Here is a 24,232-nt window from a genome sequence, read left to right on the forward strand (position 1 = left end):
CTTCAATCGTGAAAGCGAGTTCTCCTGATGTCCAAGGTCGTTGCTACGCCTGAACCTGTTGCAGTGGGTTTGCCATCCACGGCCGCCGGGATTCAGCCAGATCGTTCCCCAGAGGTCATCCGTCCGGAGCCTTTGCTGCGCCCTTCGACACTGGTTCATCACATTCCAGGCCAATTGCAGGGCATCAGCGATTTTTCGCAAGCCCTGCTCGACACGGCGATACTGGAAGCCAGAAATAAGGAACGCTGGATCGCTGCCCTGGAGCACCACGTGCAGGGCAAGGCGGATCAGGACACTATCGACCTCGCCGAGATCCGCTTTTCAAGCGTCACGAGATCCACGCTGGCGACCGATGTACAGCGTGGGCGCAAGGCCCTGGCCGCTTTGGCAAATCGTCCCGGCATGCAGGCGGCCTTGGAAAAATATGGAATCGACAGCCAGACTGCCCATCTACGCATCTTCGATGGACGCTTGGAGGTATTGGACAGTGCAGGGCGCTGGATCGATTTGAGCGACTCTGTATCCGCCCGGCCAGGCTTGAAGAAACGCTTCGACACGCTGTTGGATATGGCGCAAACCACCGGACATATTCTGCACTCCACGGGCGAAGTCGATGCATTGCAGATGCTGCGCGTGACGCTGCCCAACGCCGACGGGCAGGATGTCCCGCGCTCGGCCAAGGTCATTCGCAACCTGATTGGCTGGCAGCGCCATCCGCTTCCCTCCAGCCCGCCGATGGGCAACTATACCGGGCCCTGGCTGGCGCTGGACTCGCCGCTGAAACTCAGCCAGCAAGACCGCCAAACGCTGGTTGGGTCCTTTGAACGCTTCGTCGGCCCGCAGTGGCTGGATAAGCAGCCGCCTCTTTCCGGAGACGTCGATGCGCACATCCTTGGGCGGTTACGCAGCCAGAAGAATCTCAATGTGTACCGCCAGCACCGCTTGCTGGAAGGGCTGAACGCTCCCCACGATGGTTGGCGCAAACAGCAGCTCAATCAGTTGCAGGTTACCGCCCATCTGTTGCGTATTGATCCGCACCTGGGGCAGCAGAGAAATCACGTGGCGGGGTATGACCTGTACTCGCTGCAAAATGCCGGGCTCAAGATGGCCGATGCCCGCGAAGACCTGCACATGCACCTGGTGCACCGCAAAGGCGTGAGTCCGGACGCCGTGGAGGTTGTCAGCCATCTATTCCTGGCGACTGTCGCGCCGGAATTTCTGGTGCGGGATATCCCCGACACCGTGCATATCGGTTCTCCCGCCTGGCTGGTGTTGAGGAAAACCGTTGCCCTGCTTGAAGCCCACGCGCCAGGATCGAGTCGGACCCTGACCTATGCTCAGGTGCTGGAACGCGCGGCTCTCCAGCCTCCGGCACCCCCACTGGTGCCGTTGTTCCAGGCAGCCGAGGCAGATGCGTTGCTGGATTGGGGCGTGCTCAATGGCGTGATCGCGGGCCGTGCCGATGACCGTTACACCGTGGAAGATCTGCGCAAGAGCGCGGGCAAATACAAGGACTATATCGAGACCACTCAAAAGGCCACTGCGGTCCTGCAGACCCCTCCCGTGACGCGCAGAGCCTTGGCCCAGGCGGACCTCAAGGCGGTGTTCCCAGGGCGGGACTTGGATAAGCCCGTGCAGAGAGATACCTATCCGATGCCTTTTTTCATGGCTGATCCCTCCCATGAATTGAGCTTGATCGACCTGCATATGATGGGGGCGTTGAAGAACGGTGGGTATGCGCAAAAAGTGGCCAACGGCCCCTTTGGCGGGACTACGGCAGACATAGGTAGAGAGCTCGCCGACCTGCAGGCGGGTTTTAATCGGCTTCGGTTTACCAAAGACATGCTCGACCGCTCGGTAAAGTCGGAGGTCGACACGTTCACCTCAGCCATCACCACATGTCTCAAGGACCTGTTCAGCAAAATGCCCTATCAGGACCGACAGCTGCTGGAGCGAGAAGAACTGACGTTTTACCGGGTCGAGGGCGAGTCCATCACCGCCGAAGGAAAGGCCATCAGCGGTGCGGCGGAACAAACGGAGCGGGTAAAGGGGCGCTATGGTTTTATCGTCCAGGCGGGACAGGGTGACAATGCGAAATGTTTTGAGTTTTGGCCCTTGAGGGGCGAGTACTTCGAGCGTCCCGATTTCCTCAAGGCACTGGCCCGAGGCGAAGCGCAGGTGCCCCGTGTGTGGGTGACGAAACTGCAATCCCACGCGGACGGCCATGGGGCCAGGGAGTCCCAGGTACAGATACGGGCCCTGCGCGAGACCCTGCCGGCCGGCAGCGGGCGCGGATCATTGGCAGACGGCGGATACTTTTCGCAGAAAACCAGGGATTTTGCCGCCTATGTGCGGCGCCATGACCTGGTGCTCAATCGCCAGGAACTCCTGGACTCCGCCATGGGCACGACGCCGCGTGAGCGTTTCGAGGCGCGCACGCAGGAAGCGGTCAAGACCATTGAAGACCTGCTTATTCCGTTCAAGGGATGCTACGACGACATCGCCTCCGGGCGCGTGAAGACCGAGCTGGGCGCGCTCACCGGCTGTGCGCTCGACGCCGTGATGATTGGCTCCGTGGTCGCTGGCGAGGTTGTGGAAGGGGCGCAGGCTGTCAGTCGGGCAGAGACTGCCTTGTCCAAGATGTCGGCGGCCACCAGAGCGTTTGGTGCGCTGAGCAATAACCTGTTCAACCCTGTTGCGGGTTTGGAGCAGCCGTTACAGGCAGGCTACGAATGGTTGAGCAGCCGCCCTGTTTTTCGTCTTGGCAGGCCGCTGGGGGAGCTCCGTGCGACCTGGAAGACCGCGATGAAGGAGCAACTGGGCGCGCCGCCTTTTGCCACCGAGCGTCCCCGGAAAATGCGCAGGCCTTCCGTTGACGGTGAGCAACCGCGTCCGCACGACCCGGCTCGACTGCCCACCCTGGAGACCGCCGAAGCGCCCGCCGCGACAAGCCCTCTTGAGCAAAGCCGCCAAGCCATTGAACGAGCACTGCCCATCGCCCGGGAGCGACTCCATGGTGCCTTGAGTGCGTTGTCTGATCCTGAGTTCGAGAAAGACCTCAAATTCGTGTGCAAAACCTTCTTCGGCGCGGATTCCGAGGAGGTCGTGGCTGCCTTTACACGCAAGCAGCGCACCATGAAAGTGGACTTGGACAAGCTGGATCTTTCCAACATCAACTTCCTCGAAAACGAAGGCTCGGAGTGGCAGGCCCAGCTCCTGCCGTCGTCCTATAGCCGTTACAAAGCAGGCTATCGCCAGGAAAAATACATAGAGGTGAATGTGAACGGCGCCACGGACTATTACCGCAGCATGGGGAGTAGCGACGATGCCATGGCCAACACACTGATCCATGAGCAGGCCCATGGTTTTCCCGGTGATGAGGATTATGTCTATTCCGGCGCGATCAAAGGCGGACGCGAGGACATTGCAGACCTGCTCAACCTGGGGAACACCACGGACCCCAAGCACTTTCGCCACTTGGGTGACGAGGTGAAGGAGGCGACCTTGAGCTTGTTCGCCAAGGCGCCCCAGGCGCATAACGCCGACTCGACCCTGTTCGGCATTGCGTTGCTGGACCAGGCTAAAAACAACCGGCCGTTGTACGAGGAAAATGTGAAAGCGATTCAACAGGCGTTGGAAAAAGCCAAGGCCACAGGTGGTGTCATTACCGAACACTTGCCCGTCAGGATTATTCGCAAGCGTGCAGTCAGCAGCGCTCCCTTGCCGCGTTTTGTACTGGTACGCCATGATCAGACCGGCAAAATCGTCCAGGTGCTGGAGCGGCTTCCCCGGCCGGGCGGGCACGGGCCTCATGCTCCACGGTCTGTCAGCGATGTTGTTCAAGAGGTGTTCAAGTGGCACTGAAGCGCATGTTTGAATGCACTTGGGGAAGCAACGGCGTGGCTGAGATTTGCCGTTTAAAACCACGATAGTTCAACGACTCGACGGCCCCGTGGAAAACCTGGGACGATTCAAGCTTCTTGTTTTTTTAAATGGTCTTTTTGCCCACTTGACAGCAATGTTGTACTTACACCCAATAAACCAACAAAACAGGAGACTGCAACGATGATCAACGTCACCGAAAAACCATATGCATCCAGCAAACCGCCGAAAACAGTATAGGAGATGCCGATAATAACTGAGTTAACCAGGTTCGCAACAGAGAGACACGATGCTCGGATGTGTGACTCAATATTGTCATGAATATAGGTTTCGTATGAGGTTTCATATATGGCAGGGAGCGACATGATTAGAAGGAAGCTTGCGACTGAAGTGGTTGTACCGATATTCAATGAAAGAATGAAAAGAAGAAAGGTGGCAATAAGGGTGGTAGAGAAAGCAATTATGCCGAGAGAAAAACGAGAACAAAAAAAGCCAGCAGCCATGAACATTAATGCCGATAGGGCTTCAACAGCAGCATAAATGCCAGCGATGATAGGTACCTCTAAACCCTGCATGGAAAAAAAGGGTTGGCCATAGATGAACAAGGGGATCGTTGAAAGCTCGAATAAAGCATATCCAATAAACAAAGGTATAAGAAATGCGCCTTTTTTAGACCGAAAAAAAATAATCAGCGAGGTGAGATGTCCCTCCGTTTTTTCATTACTTTTCTGACTTTTTTTATTCAAGTTCAGTGAGAGCGCCGGGAGCTTCATTTCGGGAATGAATGTCACAACAACAGCTCCAATGAGCTTTGATACCGCAAAACAAATATAAACACTGTTCCAAGACCATGTGTCTTGTAATACGCCACCAAGCAGCATAGATAAGCCTAATGAAATCGCACCAATAGCGCGGGTGCGTGAGAGTATTTTAGGATACTCTTCGGCGCGATGCTGGGCCAGTAAGTTATCATACAGTAATGCCCTGTCCGAACCGGAGCCCATGGCAATGCTGGCGCCGAACAGACAAAATATTATGGCGAAAGGAATAAAGGAGGAAAATAGCAGAAATCCAATGCCGCTTATAAATAGCCCTAAAAAGCCGAGTATGAGAGAACATTTACGACCATATCGATCTGCGAGCAAACCGGATGGGATTTCTAACGCTACGGAAGAGAAGAATAAAAAAGATTGAAGAATGCCTATTTCTCCTTGTGTGATTCCAAGTTGCAGCAGGTAAAGGACAAACAGGCTTCTTTGGACATCCAGGTTCATAAAAATTGATAAGGAGTAATATAGGTTATCGTGCTTGTTTTTGAGTGGGTTCAGGGTGCTCATTTTTATTTAAATATCTGTCTTTTTAAGCTGACGATATTTAAAGTTTAAGGTGCATGCATTTGTTTTAGAAGGCCTCATTTTCTGTGTTGTAGAAGAAATGGCAGCCGCAATAAAAAGCATGTACTCCTGATTGCCAGGCGCAGCGCGGTATTAGGAAGTGACCTACGAAGGACTTCTTGTTTCGCTTACAGAAGTAACTTTCAACATTTTAGGACGCTCCAAACAAAAAAAGCCCCATAACCAAATAGGCTACGGGGCTAAAAATTGGCTGGATGCGACCAACCAAAGGAGCTCTTTACGTTACTGGGCAGTCGCCACGACGGTGTCCGGCTTCCAGCCACCCCCCAGCGCCTTGTAGATCGCCACAATCCCGCGATACAGGTCCACTTCGGCCTGGGCCTGGGAATCTTCGGCGGCCAGACGCTCACGTTGCGCGTCGAGCAGGACGAGGAAGTCCACGGTGCCTTCGCGGTAGCGGATCGCGGCGAGGTCGGCGGCGGCGCGGCTGGATTCGCTTTGGCGGATCAGCGAGACCAGGCGTTGCTGACGCTTGCCGTAATCGCTGAAGGCATTTTCGGACTCTTCCAGCGCCAGCAGTACTTGCTGCTCGTAGGTCGCCAGGGCGCCATCGGCTTCGGCGTCTGCACCCCGCAGACGGGCGCGGACGCTGCCCAGGTCGAAGGCGGCCCAGGTGATGCTCGGGCCAAGGGCCCAGGCATTCGCGGCGGATGAGCCGATCTGCGAACCGCGCCCGGCGGTGAAGCCGAGGAAGCCGCTGAGGCTGACCCGTGGGAACAGGTCGGCCTTGGCCACGCCGATGCGCGCGGTGGCGGCGGCCAGTTTGCGTTCGGCGCTGAGGATGTCCGGGCGCCGTTGCAGCAGTTGCCCCGGGTCGCCGATCGGCAACGCCTTGGCAATCGCCGGCAGGTCTTTCGGGCTCAGGTCCACGGTCAGCTTGTCGGGACGCTGGCCGAGGAGGGTGGCGATGCGGTTGCGCTCGCGCACCTGTTCGGCCTGCAGTTGCGGCACGCTGGCTTCCACTGCGGCGAGGCGTGCGTCGGCGCGCTCCACGTCGAGTTGGTCACCCACACCGGCATCCCGCAGGCTGACGGTGATGGTGCGCGAGTCCTGCTGGTTCTTCAGGTTGTCGAGAGCGATGCGTTCACGCAGTTGCGCGCCGCGCAGTTGACCGTAGGCGTCTACCAGTTCGGCAATCAGGGTGACTTGCAGTTGGTACAGGTCGGCCTCGGCGGCTTGCTGGTCGGCATCGGTGGCTTCCAGGTTGCGCTGGATGCGCCCGAACAGGTCCAGTTCCCAGGCCATGTCCAGGCCCAGGTCGTACCGCTCGGTCTTGACCCGGCTGGTGGTCTGGCCGGGGATCTGGCCCTTGCCCTGGTCGCTGCTGACGCGGCTGGTAATCGTCGGCATGGCGTCATTGCTGGCGTCATCGCGGATTGCACGGGCAGCACGCAGACGGGCAAACGCCACGCGCAGATCACGGTTACCTTGCAGCGATTGCGTGACCAGCTGGTTGAGGGTCGGGTCGTCGAACTGCTGCCACCAGATGCCTTCGAACTTGGCGTGGTCATACTGCTTGGCGTCCGCGGCGGCGGTGATGTTCGCCGCCTCCGGGGTCTGGGTCTTGTAGTCCGGGCCCACGGCACAGGCGCTCAGCGCCAGGACCAGCAAGCTCGGCAGGAATACTTTCACACTCATTGCTGTGTCTCCAGCTTCAAGGCCTTGGCCGCTTTGCGCGCTTCGCTGCGCTCCACATAGCGACGGATCAGTACGTAGAACACTGGTGTCAGCAACAGACCGAAGAAGGTCACCCCGATCATCCCGGAGAACACCGCCACGCCCATGGCATGACGCATCTCGGCACCGGCGCCGCTGGACAACACCAGTGGCACCACACCCATGATGAAGGCGAACGAGGTCATCAGGATCGGCCGCAGACGCAGGCGGCAGGCTTCCAGTACCGCAGCGAGCGGGTCGAGGCCTTCCTGCTGTTTGTCCTTGGCGAACTCGACGATCAGAATCGCGTTCTTGCACGCCAGGCCCACCAGTACGATCAGGCCGATCTGGGTGAAGATGTTGTTGTCGCTACCCGAGATGATCACCCCGGTAATGGCCGACAGCAGCGTCATCGGGACGATCAGGATCACCGCCAGCGGCAGGCTCCAGCTTTCGTATTGGGCGGCCAGGACCAGGAACGCCAGCAGTACGCAGAGCGGGAACACGAACAGCGCGGTGTTGCCCGAGAGGATTTGCTGATAGGTCAGGTCGGTCCACTCGTAGGTCATGCCGTTGGGCAGTTCATCCTTCAACAGTTTTTCAATCGCCGCCTGGGCCTGGCCGGAGCTGTAGCCCGGCGCCGCGTTGCCGTTGATTTCGGCAGTGATAAAGCCGTTGTAGTGCATCACGCGGTCCGGCCCCGAGGTGTCGCTGACCTTGATAAAGGTCGCCAGCGGGATCATCTCGCCCTTGTTGTTGCGTACTTTCAGCTGGCCGATCTGGTCGGCGTCCTGGCGGAACTGTTGTTCAGCCTGCACGTTGACCTGGTAGGTACGCCCGAAGCGGTTGAAGTCGTTGGCATACAAGGAACCCAGGTAGACCTGCAGGGTGTCGAAGATGTCGCTGATCGCCACGCCGTGGGTCTTGGCCTTTTCGCGGTCGATGGCGGCATCGACCTGGGGCACGTTGACCGTGTAGCTGGTGAACAGGCCGAACAACTCGGGCACGCCACGGCTCTTGGTGATGACGTTCTGCACTTCTTTGTACAGCTCGTCATAGCCCAGGTTGCCACGGTCTTCGATCTGCAGGCGGAACCCGCCGATGGTGCCCAGGCCCTGTACCGGCGGCGGTGGGAAGATCGCCATGTAGGCTTCTTCGATGTTGGCGTACTGGCCGTTCAGCGCACCGGCAATCGCACCGGCAGACATGCTCGGGTCTTTACGCTCATCGAACGGCTTCAAGGTCACGAACACGATGCCGCTGTTCGGGCTGTTGGTGAACCCGTTGATCGACAGGCCGGGGAACGCAATCGCAGCTTCCACACCGGGCTGCTTCAGGGCGATCTCCGACATGCGCTTCATCACGTTTTCGGTGCGGTCCAGGCTCGCAGCATCGGGCAGTTGGGCGAAGGCCACCAGATATTGCTTGTCCTGGGCCGGTACGAAACCGGTCGGGGTGTGGGCAAACCCGAAGAAGGTCAGCACCATCAGGCCGGCGTACACGAACAGGGCAATGCCCGTGCCGCGAATCACCCGGCGTACGGTACCCACGTAGCCATGGCTGGACTTTTCGAAAAAGCGGTTGAAGGGACGGAACAGCCAGCCACCGAGGAGCTTGTCGAGGACCTTCGAGAAACGATCCTTCGGTGCATCGTGACCGCGCAGCAACACGGCGGCCAGGGCAGGGGACAGGGTCAGCGAGTTAAACGCCGAGATCACCGTCGAGATCGCAATGGTCAAGGCGAACTGTTTGTAGAACTGCCCGGTCAAGCCACTGATAAACGCCGCTGGAATGAACACCGCACACAGCACCAGCGCCGTGGCGATGATCGGGCCGGTCACTTCGCTCATGGCTTTTTCAGTCGCCGGGAACGGCTCCAGGCCCAGCTCGATATTACGTTCGACGTTCTCCACCACCACGATAGCGTCGTCCACCACGATACCGATGGCCAGTACCAATCCGAACAGCGACAGCGCGTTGAGGGAGAAGCCGAACAGGTGCATCACCGCAAAGGTCCCGATCAACGAGACCGGCACCGCCACCAACGGAATGATCGAGGCGCGCCAGGTCTGCAGGAACAGGATCACCACCAGCACCACAAGGATCAGCGCTTCGAACAGGGTGTGCACCACCGCTTCGATGGAACCGCGCACAAAGATCGTCGGGTCATAGGCGATGCGGTAATCCATGCCGGCCGGGAAGCTCTTTTTCAGCTCGGCCATCTTGGCGCGCACATCGTTGGAGATGTCGATGGCATTGGAGCCGGGGCGTTGGAAAATCGGAATTGCGACGGCCGGCTGGTTATCGATCAGCGAGCGCAGCGCGTATTGGCTCGACCCCAACTCGACCCGGGCGATGTCCCTGAGGCGCGTGATTTCACCGTTGGCGCCGGCGCGGATCACAATGTTCTCGAACTCTTCCTCGGTGACCAGGCGGCCCTGGGTGTTCACCGACAACTGGAAGCTGGTGTCCGACGGTGCAGGCTGGGCGCCCAGGGCACCGGCTGCCACCTGGCGGTTCTGCTCGCGGATCGCGGTGACCACATCGGTCGCAGTCAGGTTGCGCGAGGCGGTCTTGTTCGGATCCAGCCAGACACGCAGGGAGTAGTCGCCCATGCCGAACAACTGCACGTCGCCGACGCCGCCCAGGCGGGCCAGTTCATCCTTGATATTGAGGATCGCGTAGTTGGACAGGTACAGCATGTCGTAGCGCTGATCCGGGGAGGTCAAGTGCACCACCATGGTCAGGTCGGGGGAGGCCTTGTCCACGGTGATACCGATGCGCGTCACTTCCTCAGGCAGTTTTGGCTGAGTCCGTGTCACCCGGTTTTGCACCTGCACCTGCGCATTGTCCAGGTCGGTGCCCAGGGCGAAGGTGATGGTCAGGGTCAGCTTGCCGTCGGCCGTCGATTGCGAGGACATGTACAGCATGCCCTCGACGCCGGTGATGGCTTGCTCCAGCGGCGCGGCCACGGTTTCACCGATGACCTTGGGGTTGGCGCCCGGGAAGTTGGCGCGTACCACCACGGTCGGCGGCACGACTTCCGGGTATTCGCTGATCGGCAATTGGAACAGCGAGATCGCACCGGCGATCAGGATCAGCAGCGACAGCACCGCTGCGAAGATCGGCCGTGAAATGAAGAACTTGGAAAAATTCATCTTGAGTCGTATCCCTTAACCGCGTGGAGACGCAACGGCTGCGAGCTTGGGCGCGGTTTTTTCCGGCGCCACTTGCTCCAGGTTGCTGGCTTCAAGCGCTTGTCGTTGTTGGGCCAAGGCGGCGAGGGTTTCCTTGCTGGCCATCGGAATGGTTTCCGGGGCGACCGGCGAGCCGGGGCGCGCGCGTTGCAGGCCCTTGACGATAATGGTGTCGTCCTTGTTCAGGCCGCTGCGCACGATGCGCAGGCCTTCGATCTTCGGCCCCAGTTCCACCGCGCGATACGCCGGCTTGTCGCCTTCCATCACCAGCACGAACTTCTTGCCCAGGTCGGTGCCGACGGCCTCGTCGTTGATCAGCACGGCGGAGTAGGTGCCGCTGCCGACCAGCTTCAGGCGCGCATACAGGCCAGGGGTGTATTCGCCCTTGCTGTTATCGAACACGGCGCGCCCACGGATGGTGCCGGTGGCCGGGTTGACCTGGTTGTCGACGAAGTTCATCTGGCCGAGGTGCGGGTTACCGGTTTCATTCGACAGGCCCAGGTACACCGGGGTGGTGGCACCACGGCGGCCTTGGCGAGCGAGTTCGGTGTACTTGAGGTACACACGTTCATCGGCGTCGAAGTAGGCGTAGACCTTGTCGGTGGAGACCACGCTGGTCAGCGCGGTGACGTCGGCGGTCACCAGGTTGCCGGCGGTGATTTCGGCACGGCTGACGCGGCCGCTGATCGGCGAAGTCACGCGGGTGAAGCTCAGGTTCAGCTTGGCCAGGTCCAACTGCGCCTGGATCCCGGCGACGGCGGCGCGGGCTTCCTGGGCGGCGGTGGTGCGCGAGTCGGCCAGTTCGGCGGAGATCGCATTGCTCTGGCGCAGGCGTTCGCCGCGCTGGGCTTCGTTGTCGCTGCGGGTGGCGGCGGCTTTGGTTTGAGCCAGTTGGGCTTCCAGGCGGCGCACTTCGGCCTGGAACGGACGCGGGTCGATCTGGAACAGCAGGTCGCCTTTCTTGACCAAGGCGCCTTCGGTGAAAGCGACTTGGTCAATCTGGCCAGACACCCGTGGACGAATCTGTACGGTTTCGGGCGCTTCCAGGCGACCGGTGAATTCATCCCACTCGTTGACCGGCTGCTCAAGCACCTTGGCCACGCTGACTTTTGCCGGTGGCATGGCGGCCGCTTGGTCCGGGGTCTTGCCGCACGCGCTCATCACCACCACGGCCAGGATCGCCAGGGGGAAGCGCAAATGTTTGAGTGACTGTTCCATGAGGTGCATCCGCCAATGTATTTGAGATGGGCGGATCATGCGCGGCGACGCGGTATGTCACGAATCGAATGAAGCAAAGGTAACTATCATTCGGAATGATATAAGCGCGGGATTAGCCCTCTAGCATGGGGCTTTCGTTAGGGGGCTATCAATGGGCGTGATGACAAAGGACTGTTGTCGAGGGTGCAAGGAACTATTTCAACAGCGGTTTGCAGGGGGCGACGAAGGCCAGGATGGGTAAAAAAACGCCCGGTTCACCTGAGCCGGGCGCCAATCTCCAGGGTGCGTCAGGCGGTACCGAACCCCACCTGCACCGTCAGCGCCCCCTGGTTATCCCCCAAACCAATGCCATAACGCCCCTCCAGATCATCATTGATACACAGCTGCAATTCCCCGGTCTGCCCCGCCGGAATCTCCGCCAGGTCACCCACCAGAAACGGTGTCCCGCTGCTGCTCACCCGGCCAATCAGCGCCCCCTCATTGGCGCCCGGCAAGGTGTAGCCCGCCTTGGCGATCAACCCCGGGCTGCCGTTGCCATCGACCATGCCGCCCACCGGGCTGGCCAGCCACTTGCCGCTGACATACCGCACCCGGCGCGGGCTCGGGCCGCTGATCTGCACGCCGGTGCCTTGCCATGGCTGGTTGGCCTGCACCTGTAGCGTCGCGGCCTTGAGCTCGTTGCACAGGGTGTCGCCGGCCTGGATCGACAGCGCGGCGATGGTCAGGCTGGGGTTGGAGGTGCCGGTGGTGGGGAACACGCCGTCACCCACCAGGAACAGGTTGTTGTGGTCCCAACTGCGTTGGCTCTTGTCCACCACCGAGGTCTTGGGGTCGTCCCCCATGCGGTAGGTGCCCATCAAATGCCCGGCACCCTGGAACGAATAGGATTGCCCTTGGTAGGTGAACACCCCGGGCGGGATGTCGGCAGTCAGTTCGGTAGCCCCGAGCAGTTCGGTGATGACATGGCTGGCCAGGATCCGCGCCTGTTTGAAGCCTTCCTTGGTGTAGTCGGACAGGTCGTAGTGGATTTCCGGGCGCGGGATGCCCAGGCGGTCCTTGTATTGGCTGGAAGGCACGATATAGCAGTTGGCGTTATTGGGATCTTCCTCCACTTGCTCCACCAGGAAACCTATCCGAAATTGCCGTGTGAGCAGGTTGTTCAGCTGTTGCACCAGCGCCGTGCCGAACAGCACCTGGGACGCGCCCGTGGCGTTTGGCAGCGGGTTGGTGTGGCTGACGTTGGTGCCATCGATCAGGTCGGCGACGGTGGTGTAGGGATCGCCGATCGGCCAGTTGAAGCCCTCGTTGCCGATCTCGATCCGCCAGGCCGCGCGCTGGCTGCGGAAGGCGCCGTCGCGCAGGCTTTCGATGCCGGAGGTGGACACCGGGCCGCGATACGGGAAGACCGTCTTGCCTTCGGGCATCAGGCCCCAGGCCAGGTAGATCGGGTGGTCCGCCAGGCTGCGCCCGACCTGGCCGCTGCTGTTGGCCACGCCGTTGGGCCAGGCGCTGCTGGTGGAATTGAGCAGCAACTTGGGCGTCTCGATGGCATGGGCGGCGATCACATAACGTTGCCCCACGGCCACGCCGGTGCCGGTCGGTGGTCCATCGCCGAGTTGGTACTGGATGAACTCGATACCGCTGATGCTGTTGTCCGCCGCCACGGTGACCTTGCTCGCCACGGTCTTGTACAGCACCCGCACATTGCCGGTGTTGAGCGCGTTGTTCATGGTCACCGTGGCATCGTACTTGGCCTGGATCGGGCAGATCGGCGTGCAGTTGGTGTTACCCGCGCACACCCGTCGCCCGGCATACGGCTGCGAGTTGCGCCCGGCCGGCGTCGGGCTGACCACCAGGGGCAGGCCCTCGAACGACTGGCCCTGCACCGCGCTGACGAAGCTGCCATCGACCAGCGACAGCGGGATACTGGTCATCGGGTATTCATAGTTGGCCGGGAAGGTAATGCCCAGGTACGCCTGGTCGGCCACATTCGCGGCCACACCGATTTCCGCCTCGGCACGGCAATAGGCGCTTTGCAGGTCGTTGTAGCTGATCGGCCAGTCCACCCCTACGCCATACAGCGTCTTCATCTTGAAGTCATTCGGCAACATACGCAGGCAGGTGGCGACCCAATGCCAGGTGGTGCCGCCGCCCACGCGCTCGTAGGTACTGGTGAACGGCAGCGGGCCTTTTTGCACCAGGTAGCTGATGTCGGGGTTGTTCCAGCCGTTGATCAGGTCGGCGATGGTCGCGCGCGGTGCGTTCTGTTCGGCGGGGTTGCGCGCCGGGCTCAGGGTGCTCACCGGCGGGTAGGGTGATTCGGGGGTCTTCAACGTCGCGGTATAGAAACGCTCCAGGTACTGGTTACGATTGGGCGGGATCTCCGGCCCCGATTCCAGCACCAGCACTTGCACTCCGGCCAGGCCCAATTGATAGGCAATGAGGCTGCCCGCAAGGCCCGCACCGACAATCACCACATCTGCTTGTTCGCTACTCATGACGATGCTCCTGGCTGCGTGCTGGCGTTAACCCCGGTGAAGTCTTCCAGGCTGGGCGGCGGGCTGTTCCAGTAGCCGAAGAAGAACTCGCTGTAGCCCATGGGGTGGGCCTGGGCAATACTCCACGCCCAGCTCTGGGTGTAGGCCTCGTCACTCACCACGGTTTGCTCGTCGACCGGGAAGGCACCCTGGGTATACGGCTGGTACCACACGCCCAGCAGCCAGAGCTTCATGATCGCGCGTGCCACCTGGGCGGTTTGCGTCGGTGCCGGTTGGCCGTTCTGCATCAGGATCGCTGTGCCGATTTGCTGCGGTGTCGCCTGCTCGGCCGCCAGCGTGGCGTACTGGGCCAGCAGGGCGCTGAGCACGCTTTGGCCGACACGCGGGCCGATGAAGTTGAGAAAGGTGCTGGGCAGGCCGATGGGATCCACGGAGGGCGCCAGCAGTTCCTGATCGATGCCGGTGAGCACCACGCTCAGGCCGGTGAAATTGTCCAGGTCGGTACTCATGGCTGACTCCTTGTCGCACCGGTGGATTGGGCGCGCTCGAGCAGGTAGGTGAAGTCCGCGAAGCTGGTGCGCGGCGACTGGGTCACGTGGGTGGCGGCATTGCCGTGACAGGCGATGCAACTGGACGACGCCTGGGGTACGGTGCCCTGGATATAGGTCTCCAGCGTGGCATTGGCGAGGAACGACGGTGCCGGGTTGCCCAGCGGCCGGGTTGCGGAGATCTGGCACGGCGGCTGGCCGCTGAGCGTCGGCCACTGGGTGCTGATCAACTGGTAGTTGGCCCATACGCTGTTGGGATTCACCGTGCGCAGCAGGGTCTGGTAGGTGGTGTTGAGGGCCTTGGTTTCATCCGTCAACGGTATCTCGCGCACGATCTGCGAGGGCGTGGCCTTCACCGCCGGGTTCCATGGCCGGGGCGGCGGCTGGTTGACCTCGGCCTGGCTGCTGGCGTTGTAGAACAGGTACGGGCCTTTGCGCTCGGCGGGCGGCGTGGTCTTTTCCGGCACATTGTCGACGTGCTCGAAGGTCGACCACACCCACTGCGGCGCGCTGGTGGTCTTGTGCACGATATGCAGGCCCACCAGCCCGACCGGCTCGGCCACGCAGGACTCGGCCACCACCGGCCCCTTGCTCGGGTCGCTGTTGCCCGGCGTATACACCAGGGCATCGACACTGTGGAAGCTGGCGGGATTGTCGTTGCCGTCCAACACCTTCCACGCGGCCTTGACCATCAGCGAACCCACCTCACTGGTGCTCGGGTTACCGCAACTGAACGCCACCGCATTGGTCGGGCTGGCGGCAAAAAACGCCTGTTGGCCCTGGATGCTGTAGAGGCCGTTGTTGACGATGCCGTCGAACATGGCTTGGTTGACCACGATTTCATTGCGCGTGTACACGCCGCTCTGGTCCACCAGGGGGCCGCTTTCAAACGGCTGGATAAACTCGTCGAGCACATCCGGAACCTTGCCCATCTGTTGCAGCAAGCGCCCGGAACCCTTGCCTTCACAGGCTTTCGGTATGCTGGCGGGCGCATGAAAAGGCAGCGGCTTCTGCCCTTGGGCCAGGAATATCTGATAGCTCTCCTTATAGCTTTCCCACACGGTGGCCGCGTCCTGCTGGCCGATCTGCACAGCGCTGTTGGGTTGACCCGTGTCCAGGGCCGGCCAGTTCAGCGCGATGAACGTCTGCCACGACATTTCATCGAAGTTGGCTTGCAGGCTGGACAGGGAAAAGGGCGGGGTCGCCGTGACATCGAAGGGTATTTGCGTAGACAACGTGGGGGCCGCGACGACCAGGGGGCTCAGCAACGCGCCAAACAGCGCACAGCCGAACCCGGGCCGGGGGCGATGGGTTTCCATTCTCATCGGTATCTCCTAGGCATCAGGCGCCGGGAGACAGTGGGTCCGTCATGGACTCTTCAATGCGCCTCCTGGCACGGGCTAGAGCGTAGATAAGGTTGGCGGCGCAGGTGTATGGGCGGCTAGATTTGTTCGTAATAAAAACAATCGCCAAGAGGCGGTTCAGGCGCGCCCTGTTCGAATGTAAGTGCGAAACACATGGTCCCACAGCGGTGAAGACACCCCGAAGTTCTTCTCGATGCCTTTGCGATGGTGCAGGTCGTGATTGGCCACCAATCCCGGAATAAAGGCGTAGGCCCAATGCTGCGGGCGGTGCATCACGTAGTGCAGCGAGATGTAGACGAAATAGCCCGTCACCGCGCCGATAAACGCCGAGGTAAGGCCGGTGGACCAGGCGAGCAGCAACAGCACGGCGAAGGTCGAACTGGTTTTCCAGCTGGACACGCCGATGTAGGCCAGCACGTCGATGTGGTGGGTCCAATGCTCGCGGCGATACAGCGAGTGGAACAGGAAACGGTGCGCCGAATATTCCACCAAGGTCCAGGCCAGCAGGCCCGACAGTGCCAGCCAAGGCTCAAAGGGCGCCAGATAGAGGGCTGCCACCACGAACAGCGGAACGGTGAAGAAATCGAGGTAATAAGCAACCGATGACATCAGCCATTTATTGGAAGCAGCCATGCGCGGAATATCCCTGTAGGGCGAAATGGACGGGCGCAGGATTGTCCGGTGTCGGGCCGCCGTATACAACTGCCCGGCGCTGGCTACGTGGTGGATTTGTGAGCCAATCGCCCTAGCAGCGTCGAATAGCCGTTGATCCGCTGCGCTGCAACAACTCAATCCGGTCCGCCGGCACCAGCGTACGCAAGGTCTTGTACAGCACCCGGGTTTCCAGCAGGTTCCATACCCGCAGCATGGTTTCCAGCGCGTCCAGGGGTTTGCTGATGAAGTCCCGGGCGCCCAGGGCCAGGGCACGCAGGCGCGTGTCGCGGGTGGCGTCGGCAGTGAGCACCAGGATCGGCAGGTATTCACCCTGGGGGATGCGCCGGTTGAGTTGCTCCAGCACGGCAAAGCCGTCGAACTCCGGCATGTGCAGGTCGAGGATCACCAGGTCCGGCTCGAAGCTGTTGAACAACTCCAGGGTGCGCAGCGGCTGGGTGCTGCTCAGCACGTTGGTCAGCCCTTCGCGCGCCAGCAGTTGCTCCACCAGGTCGAGGTTCGGGCGTTGGTCGTCGATGATCAGGATACGCAGGTCGAGGTTCACGCGGGCTCCGGAAAGGCTTGGTCGAGGTGGGCGAGAAACGCCGGCACGTTGATCGGTTTGTTCAATACCGCGGTGGCGCCGGCCTCCTGCAAGGCCTGGTGGGTAAGGTCGCTGGCGTCGGCGGTGATCATCAGCACCGGTGTGTCGCGGGTGATCGGTGACTGACGCAGGCGTTGCAGCACCTTCAAGCCATTGATGTCCGGCAGCGACACATCCAGCAGAATCAACTGGGGTGCGTGCTGCGCGGCGAGGTCCAGGCCCAGTTGGCCTTGCATGCTCGACAGCAGCCGTATGCCGGGCCGGCGTTGCAGCAGGGTTTCGATCAGCGCCAGGCTGGAGAGGTTGTCCTCGATGCACAACACCTTGCCCTCGAAGGTGCTGACGACGGGAGCCGGGCGCTTCAATTCGGTGTCGATGCCGGGCGTGGCAATACTCTGGGCGTGGGCCACGCGCACGAAGGGCAGTTCCAGGGTGAAGCGCGAACCGACGCCAGGCTGGCTCTGCACCTTGAGTCGGCCGTCCATGTTCTCCAGCAGGCTTTTACTCAGTGCCAGGCCCAGGCCGCTGCCTTCCACATTCGGGTCGGCCCCCAGGCGTTCGAAAGGCTTGAACAGTTGCCCCATATGATCGGCTGCGATGCCGTTGCCGGTATCGCACACAGCCACGCTGACTCGTTGTCCACGGATATCGACCTCAAGGCTCACCTGACCATCGCGCCGGTTGTATTTGATCGCATTGGACAGCAGGTTCAGCAGCACCTGGGTCAGGCGCTGGCGGTCGGCAACGATGCCCGTATCCGCCGCCAGTGCCGGCAGCGGCCGCAACTGCACGCCTGCGTCGGCGGCCATGGGCGACACCAGCGTCAGCGCCTCTTGCAAGGTGCCCGCCAGCGGGATCGGCACGATATTCAACGCCAGGCTTCCGGCCTCGATCTTGGCGATGTCCAACACCTCGTTGATCAGCGTGAGCAGGTGCTGGCCGGCGCGCAGAATGTGACCGACATCGGCCTTTTGCGCCTTGGGCGCGTCCATGTCCAGCAGTTGCGCAAAGCCCAGGATCGAGTTGAGCGGGGTCCGCAGTTCGTGGCTCATGCGCGACAGGAATTGGCTTTTGGCGCGGCTGGCGCGTTCGGCTTCCTCGCGGGCGGTGCGCAGGGCGATCTCCGCCGCGCGGCGGTCGGTGATGTCGCGGGTGATCTTGGAAAAACCGCGCAGGGCGCCGGTGCCGTCGTACTGCGCCGTGATCACCACGCTGGCCCAGAACCGCGTGCCGTCCTTGCGGCAGCGCCAGCCTTCTTCGGTGTAATCGCCGTTGCGGGTGGCCTCGCGCAACGCCATGTCCGGGTGCTGCGGGCATTCCTGGGGCAGGTAGAACAGCGAGAAATGCTGGCCGATGATCTCCTGCTCGGTATAGCCCTTGATCCGCTCGGCGCCGTTGTTCCAACTGGTGACATGGCCCGCCGTGTCGAGGGCGAAGATCCCGTAGTCCTTGACCCCATCGATGATCAGCCGCAAGCGTTCTTCGTTGTCGCGCAAGGCGCGCTCGCGCTCGGCCAGCAACAGTCCGGCCTCCACCAGGCTGGTGCCCAACTGGCCGATTTCGTCTTTTTCCGGCGGCTGTGGCAGCAGCGGCGAGCCCAGGGCCAGGCGCTGGGCATTGCGCTGCACATTCTGCACCCGGGCGACAATGCCCTTGGACAGAAACAGCACCGCGACAATCGCCCCGAACAACCCGCAGATCGCCGCCAACCAGGTCGACAGCAACAAGCGCTGGCGGGTCTCGGACGCAGCGGCGCTGCGCTCGGCCAGCAACGACGCCTCAAGGGTGAGCATGGTGCTGATGTGTTGGCGCAGGGCGTCGAGGATGTGCTTGTTGCTGATCAGGATGGCACTGATGGACTCCGGTGTGGCGTCGCTGTCCTTGAGCATTTCCTCCAGCCCGTCGACCTTGCCGTCGATCAGCGGCTTGATCGCGCTGAGCTGCTCGCGCACCCGTGGATCGCGCACGTTGCGGTCCAGTCGGTGCAGGGCCGACTCGATCTGGGGCTTGGCGTTCAGGTAGCTGGGCAGGAAGTCTTCGCGGCGGGTGAGCAGGTAACCGCGCACACTGGCGGCGGCTTCCGCGAGCAGGGTATGCACGGCCTGGATATCGCCTTGCACGCGTAAAACCCGGCGCACATCCTCTTCGGCACGGGCGGTCTGGCGTTCCGTGGTGTAGATCAGCACCAGGGACAGCAACAGCACCACCAGTGGCAGTGAAATCACCACCAGCGCCTTGCCGCGCAGCGGCAGGTCGGCCCAACGCTTTCTCATTTGGGCCGCCTCATGTGGGTGTCACCAGGCCCAAAGCGATGCCCCGCACGGCGGCCTGGGTACGGTCAGCCGCGCCGAGCTTGCCGATCACCCGCTCGACATGGGCCTTGGCCGTGCCGGTGGTAATGCCCAGGTGTTCGCCGATGGCGCGGTTGCTCATGCCGTTGGCGACCAGGCCGAGGACCTGGCGTTCCCGTGGGGTGAGCGGTTCGCCGGGGGCGGCACCGCTGGCCTGGCGTTCGGTCATGCGCCGCAACAGCCGGGCGCTGACCGCCGTGTTGAGCGCTTCGCCACCGGCGGCCACGTGTTGCAGCGCCTGGATCACCTCGGCGCGGCTGGCGTCTTTGAGCAAGTAGCCCACCGCACCGGCATTCATGGCCGCCTCCAGGTACTCGGGGCTGTCGTCCATGGTGAACATCACCACCTTCACCGCCGGCAGGCGTTGTTGCAGCAAGCGTGCGGCGCCCAGGCCATTGAGCCCGGGCATGCGAATGTCGAGGATGACAATATCCGGCAGCAGTTGCTCACACAGCTCCACCGCTTGCAGGCCATCGCTGGCCTGGCCGACCACCTCGAACTGCGGATGGCCGGCCAGCAGGGAGACAAAGCCGGTGCGCGTGACTTCATGGTCGTCCGCCAGCACCAGGCGCAGGACGTGGGTCATTGGGGGACTCCAATCAAGTGCGCAGGCACGCGCGCGTGCAGCCGGGTACCGCCGTCGACGGTGCTGACGCAGGTGAAGCTGCCGCCCAACAGGCTGGCGCGCTCCTGCATGGTGGCGAGGCCCAGATGCTGGGAGTCATCCGTTGATGGCTCTGCCTTGAAGCCTCGGCCATTGTCGTCCAGCCGCAGGGACGCCTGGCCGTCGTGCAGCGCCAGGGCCAGTTGCACTTGGCTGGCGCGCGCATGCTTGAGCACATTGTTGATGGCTTCCTGGCCGATCCGGAACAAGGCGATTTCCACCTGGCTGGGTAAGCGCGCCTCACAGTACGCCTGCCACACCACGTTGATGCCGGCGTCACGCAGGCGGTCGGCCTCCTTATCGAGGGCTTTGAACAAGCCGAAATCATCCAGCACCGTGGGACGCAGGCCCGCAATCAGTTGCCGGCCCTCGCCAACCGAGTGTTGGGCCAGGGTAAGAATCGCCTCGAGGTCGGCGGCCAATGCCTCCGGCAGCGGCGGGCAGCGCCCGGCAAAGCCTTGCAGCCGCTGGTGCAGGCCCGCCAGGGTTTGCGCCAGGCCATCGTGGAGGTCGTAGGCGACGCGCTTGCGTTCGTCTTCCTGGGCGCGGAGCAAGCGGTTGACCAGGTCGGACAGGGTTTTGTCGCGCAGCTTGAGGGTGCTCAGCAGCCGGTCGTTTTCCAGGTGGGCGGCCAGCAATGTGGCGAGCAGTTGCAGGGATTCGCTGTCTTCGTGCTCCGGCGCCCGCAGGCTGACGCTATTGCCCAGCACCAGTACACCAAAGGCAGCGCCGTCACCGGCGCGCAACGGCACTTGCAAGACGCTGGGCACCTCCTCGGATGGCCGCTCCTGCCAACACGCCGTGCGCAGGCTGCGGTCGGCGAGGGCGGCCAGGCTGCCCAAGCGCGACGGATTGCCATGGCGGGCGCTGGTATAGGCGATGCCCTCGGCGTCCCACTCCTGCAGCAGCCCGTGGTCCATGGCCAGAAACGCGCAGGCCCGCGCGAGCACGCGTTCGCGCATGGCGTCGGGGGGCAGTTGGCGCAACTCCTGGCCGGTATCCACCAACAGCCGCAGGCGCGCCGTACGACTTTGCGATTGGCGAAAGTGCGCGCGCATGGCCAGGGCGCTGCCGGGATCATGGGGCGTGTCATGCATGGTTGATGCTCCATTGCTGCGGGCGCGAGGGGGATCTATTAGACAGGGTCGGACCCCTTGGGCGCTATCTGCCAAATGGCATAGGTAAATACCTCCGGTTGGCCGATGGCGGCCGGTGGGCAGGTTGGCAAAGTGGCCGCAACGACGACCACTGGAGTATCGCCATGAAATTCAAGATTGCCCCGATCGCCCTGATGTTTGCCCTGAGCGTACCGTTTGTTCATGCCGCCGAGACGGCCCCGTATGTCTACCGTGAAGTCGCCCAGGCGCCGGCCAATGTCAAAGACCGCGAGATTGCCGGTTTATTCGACCGCTGGAACAGCGCCCTGCAGACCGGCAACGTGAAATCCGTGGTCGACCTCTACGCGCCGGGCGCTGTGTTGCAGCCGACCGTGTCCAACCAGGTGCGCACGACGCCGGAGCAGATCACCGACTACTTCGACCACTTCCTGGCGCTCAAGCCGGTGGGCCAGATCAACTACCGCGAGATCCGCCAACTGGGCAGCAACGTGGCCATGGACAGTGGCGTCTACACCTTCACCCTGACCGAGTCGGATGGCAAGGTGCGTCAGGTGCAGGCGCGCTACACCTTCGTCTATGAGCAGGTGGGTGGCCAGTGGAAAATTCTTAACCATCATTCTTCGGCGATGCCTGAAGTCCAGGCCAAGCACGCCAAGCAGTAATGGTTGGAGGGAAAATGCCCATCCCTTGCCGGGGGTGGGCATTTTTTTGTTGGGGCTGGGAGATTGTTCCTGTGACGGCTCGGGAACCGGCGCCTGTCTAACTGATGGTCCGCGACCTGAATGTGGGAGGGCGCTTATCCCCCCGATGGCCATAGGTATCTACACAACTTTCAGCGGTCTGTGGCTTGCTTCCGTGGCGGCCTTAGAGCCGACCGGAGTTGGGTCTGGTGTACTGGGTAAATGTGGGAGGGGGCTTGCCCCCGATGAGGGAGTGTCAGTCACTTATTTTTTAACTGACCCGGCGCTATCGGGGGCAAGTCGAATCGTCGCACCGCCCCTCCCACATTTGGATCTCCACATATCAGCTAGAACTCGGTCTGCTTTTGCTCTGCTTTTGCTCTGGCTTTTGATCTTGATCCTAGGCGCCCCGTCAAACACGCTGGCCGAACGCAGGCTTGAATCCGTGGGTAACCCGGCAGGACGCCGGGTTAGCCGTCCTGGGCCAAGGATGGCCCATGACGGCGGCCCACGGATTCAAGCCTGCGTTCGGGCACACCGAGCCTGGGCGAGGTGCCGAGTGTTGGGGCAAGAGCCCTTTGGTTACTTTGGGGCTTTTCCAAAGTGACCCGCTGTAAGAGCGGAACCATAGGTGGTCGTGACCGCAGCAACGGATATGTACTCATTCCAACTCCAGCGCATGGTCGGCCCGAAGGCCGCCACGGAAGCAACCACCCTCACCACTCGGCACCTCGCCCAGACTCGGTGTACCCGTCACCCGGTGAGTGCAGCAACGCTTTGGCGCCGTCCGGGTCATACCAGGCGTACTCGTAGTAGCGGTTGGTGAGGCTTTTCAGTTGCAGGTCGACGCTGACGACCGAGCGCGGTGTTGGTGGCGCAACAGCGGTTCAATAAAGTGTTCGATTGTCCTGGTCGTGAAGGGTGACCGGTACAGCGCCAACCCTCGAATGTGAGGGCTTCCAGGCTTGGCATGAATTGTGTTGTGACCCGATTGGCGCTGACCCGACAACGGGAGGGAAACCTCACCTTTCATAAGAAACCACACCCATGCACAACGTCTTGCAACGCACAGTCATCGCCAGCCTGCTGGCACTCGGCGCCTTGGGCGGGCCGGTGGCCCAGGCCGCCAATGATCAACAGTTCATCCCGCTGGCTACCTACCGGGTCGGCGCCTATGCGTCCAGCGGCATTCCGTGGTGGGCGGGGGAGATTGATTACTTCCGCTACATCAACGAGGTCGAAGGCGGCGTGAACGGCGTCAAGCTGGTCTGGCAGGAATGCGAGACGGAGTGGAAGACCGACCGCATCATCGAATGCTATGAGCGCTACAAAGCCGGTCTCGACGGCGCACCCACCGGGTTCTTCTTCACCCACAGCACACCGGCCTCCTATGCGCTGATGGACCGTGCCGCCATTGACCACATCCCGTTGATCGACGGCGCCGGCGGGCGTACCGAATCCACCGATGGCCGCGTGTTCCCCTACGCGTTCCCGCTGTTGCTCAACTACTACGGCCAGGCGTCGGTGGGCATCAACTACATCGCCCAGCGCGAAGGCGGCCTGGACAAGCTCAAGGGCAAGAAGATCGTCACCGTCTACCACGACTCCGCCTACGGCCGCGAAACCCAGGCGGCCATGCAGTTGCTGGCGCAAAAGTACGGGTTCGAGAACATCCAGATCCCCGTGGCCGATCCCGGCAACGAGCAGTCCACCCAGTGGCGCCAGGTGCGGCAGATCAACCCGGACTGGGTGTTCCTGCGCACCTGGGGCGTGTCCACCCCCGTCGGCATCAAGACCGCCGTGCGCTTTGGCATCCCCGTGGACCGCCTGATCGGCGATGTGTGGGCCGGCTCCGAAGCCGATGTGATACCCGCCGGCACCGCCGCCAAGGGCTACCAGGCGCTGGCGCCGTTCCCCGGTGGCGACAGTTTCGACATCCATAAAAAGCTCAAGCAGTTCATCCTCGATCCCGGCAAGAGCAACCTCAAGGACCCCAGCTACTTCGGCAAGGTCTACTACAACATCGGCCTGATCAACGCCGCGATTGCCGTCGAAGCGCTGCGCACCGGCCAGGCCAAATTCGGCAACCGCGCGCTGAACGGCGAGGAAACCCGCTGGGCATTCGAACACCTGGACATCGACGCCGCGCGCCTCAAGGCCATGGGCTTCGAAGGTCTGCTGGCACCGTTGAAGCTGTCCTGCGCCGACCACGAAGGTGGCGGTTCCGCCCGGGTGCAGCAATGGGATGGGCAAAAGTGGGTGCTGGTGACCGACTGGCTGCAGGCCGACCGCGCCACCTTGCGCCCGTTGATCGAAGCCAAGTCGGCTGCGTATGCACAGGAGAAGGGCATTGTGGCGCGTGATTGTTCGGCTGAATGAACTAATG

Annotated in this window: 15 protein-coding genes; 3 read left to right on the plus strand and 12 right to left on the minus strand. The window is 61.7% G+C overall.

The window, feature by feature from the left end:
* Positions 1-27 precede the first annotated feature (27 nt).
* A complete protein-coding gene (locus tag FX984_RS00865; protein WP_146476471.1) occupies positions 28-3,864 on the plus strand; it encodes a hypothetical protein in 3,837 nt (1,278 codons plus the stop codon).
* 107 nt (positions 3,865-3,971) lie between these two features.
* On the opposite strand, the gene FX984_RS00870 is transcribed toward FX984_RS00865, so the two are convergent.
* The 12 genes from FX984_RS00870 to FX984_RS00925 all read right to left on the minus strand — a co-directional run bounded on the left by FX984_RS00870 (position 3,972) and on the right by FX984_RS00925 (position 21,145).
* Positions 3,972-5,219: an MFS transporter gene (locus FX984_RS00870; RefSeq protein ID WP_223841578.1), complete on the minus strand. Its 1,248-nt coding sequence runs from the start codon at positions 5,217-5,219 to the stop codon at positions 3,972-3,974.
* 300 nt (positions 5,220-5,519) lie between these two features.
* Positions 5,520-6,935: an efflux transporter outer membrane subunit gene (locus tag FX984_RS00875; RefSeq protein WP_027605654.1), complete on the minus strand. Its 1,416-nt coding sequence runs from the start codon at positions 6,933-6,935 to the stop codon at positions 5,520-5,522.
* Entirely contained in the window at positions 6,932-10,111 is a 3,180-nt protein-coding gene (locus tag FX984_RS00880; RefSeq protein WP_027605655.1) for an efflux RND transporter permease subunit, read from the minus strand. Before FX984_RS00880 ends, FX984_RS00875 begins: the two co-directional genes overlap by 4 nt.
* A 15-nt stretch (positions 10,112-10,126) precedes the next feature.
* The gene (gene mexE / locus FX984_RS00885; RefSeq protein ID WP_027605656.1) at positions 10,127-11,368 is read right to left on the minus strand and encodes a multidrug efflux RND transporter periplasmic adaptor subunit MexE; all 1,242 of its coding nucleotides are present in this window, start codon (positions 11,366-11,368) and stop codon (positions 10,127-10,129) included.
* A 287-nt stretch (positions 11,369-11,655) separates the two neighbouring features.
* Positions 11,656-13,866: a GMC family oxidoreductase gene (locus FX984_RS00890; RefSeq protein WP_108574465.1), complete on the minus strand. Its 2,211-nt coding sequence runs from the start codon at positions 13,864-13,866 to the stop codon at positions 11,656-11,658.
* Entirely contained in the window at positions 13,863-14,375 is a 513-nt protein-coding gene (locus tag FX984_RS00895; RefSeq protein WP_027605658.1) for a sorbitol dehydrogenase, read from the minus strand. The genes FX984_RS00890 and FX984_RS00895 overlap by 4 nt, the downstream gene beginning before the upstream one ends.
* Positions 14,372-15,739: a cytochrome C gene (locus FX984_RS00900; RefSeq protein ID WP_146476470.1), complete on the minus strand. Its 1,368-nt coding sequence runs from the start codon at positions 15,737-15,739 to the stop codon at positions 14,372-14,374. The genes FX984_RS00895 and FX984_RS00900 overlap by 4 nt, the downstream gene beginning before the upstream one ends.
* A 156-nt stretch (positions 15,740-15,895) precedes the next feature.
* Entirely contained in the window at positions 15,896-16,411 is a 516-nt protein-coding gene (locus tag FX984_RS00905; protein WP_146476469.1) for a sterol desaturase family protein, read from the minus strand.
* A 112-nt stretch (positions 16,412-16,523) separates the two neighbouring features.
* A complete protein-coding gene (locus FX984_RS00910) occupies positions 16,524-16,994 on the minus strand; it encodes a response regulator (RefSeq protein ID WP_065927726.1) in 471 nt (156 codons plus the stop codon).
* Positions 16,991-19,306 (minus strand): ATP-binding protein, encoded by a 2,316-nt coding sequence (locus tag FX984_RS00915; protein ID WP_146476468.1) that lies wholly within the window; start codon positions 19,304-19,306, stop codon positions 16,991-16,993. Before FX984_RS00915 ends, FX984_RS00910 begins: the two co-directional genes overlap by 4 nt.
* Positions 19,307-19,316: 10 nt before the next feature.
* Positions 19,317-19,970: a response regulator gene (locus FX984_RS00920; protein ID WP_027605673.1), complete on the minus strand. Its 654-nt coding sequence runs from the start codon at positions 19,968-19,970 to the stop codon at positions 19,317-19,319.
* Complete coding sequence (locus tag FX984_RS00925; protein ID WP_146476467.1) at positions 19,967-21,145, minus strand: sensor histidine kinase; 1,179 nt, start codon at positions 21,143-21,145, stop codon at positions 19,967-19,969. The genes FX984_RS00920 and FX984_RS00925 overlap by 4 nt, the downstream gene beginning before the upstream one ends.
* Positions 21,146-21,309: 164 nt before the next feature.
* On the opposite strand from FX984_RS00925, the gene FX984_RS00930 reads away from it, so the two are divergent.
* Positions 21,310-21,828: an SgcJ/EcaC family oxidoreductase gene (locus FX984_RS00930; protein WP_027605675.1), complete on the plus strand. Its 519-nt coding sequence runs from the start codon at positions 21,310-21,312 to the stop codon at positions 21,826-21,828.
* 1,065 nt (positions 21,829-22,893) lie between these two features.
* Positions 22,894-24,225, plus strand: coding sequence for an ABC transporter substrate-binding protein (locus FX984_RS00940; RefSeq protein ID WP_146476466.1), 1,332 nt, complete (start codon positions 22,894-22,896; stop codon positions 24,223-24,225).
* The last annotated feature ends 7 nt before the right edge of the window (positions 24,226-24,232 follow it).

It is taken from the genome of Pseudomonas marginalis, from assembly GCF_008692035.1.
Taxonomy (GTDB): Bacteria; Pseudomonadota; Gammaproteobacteria; order Pseudomonadales; family Pseudomonadaceae; genus Aquipseudomonas; species Aquipseudomonas marginalis.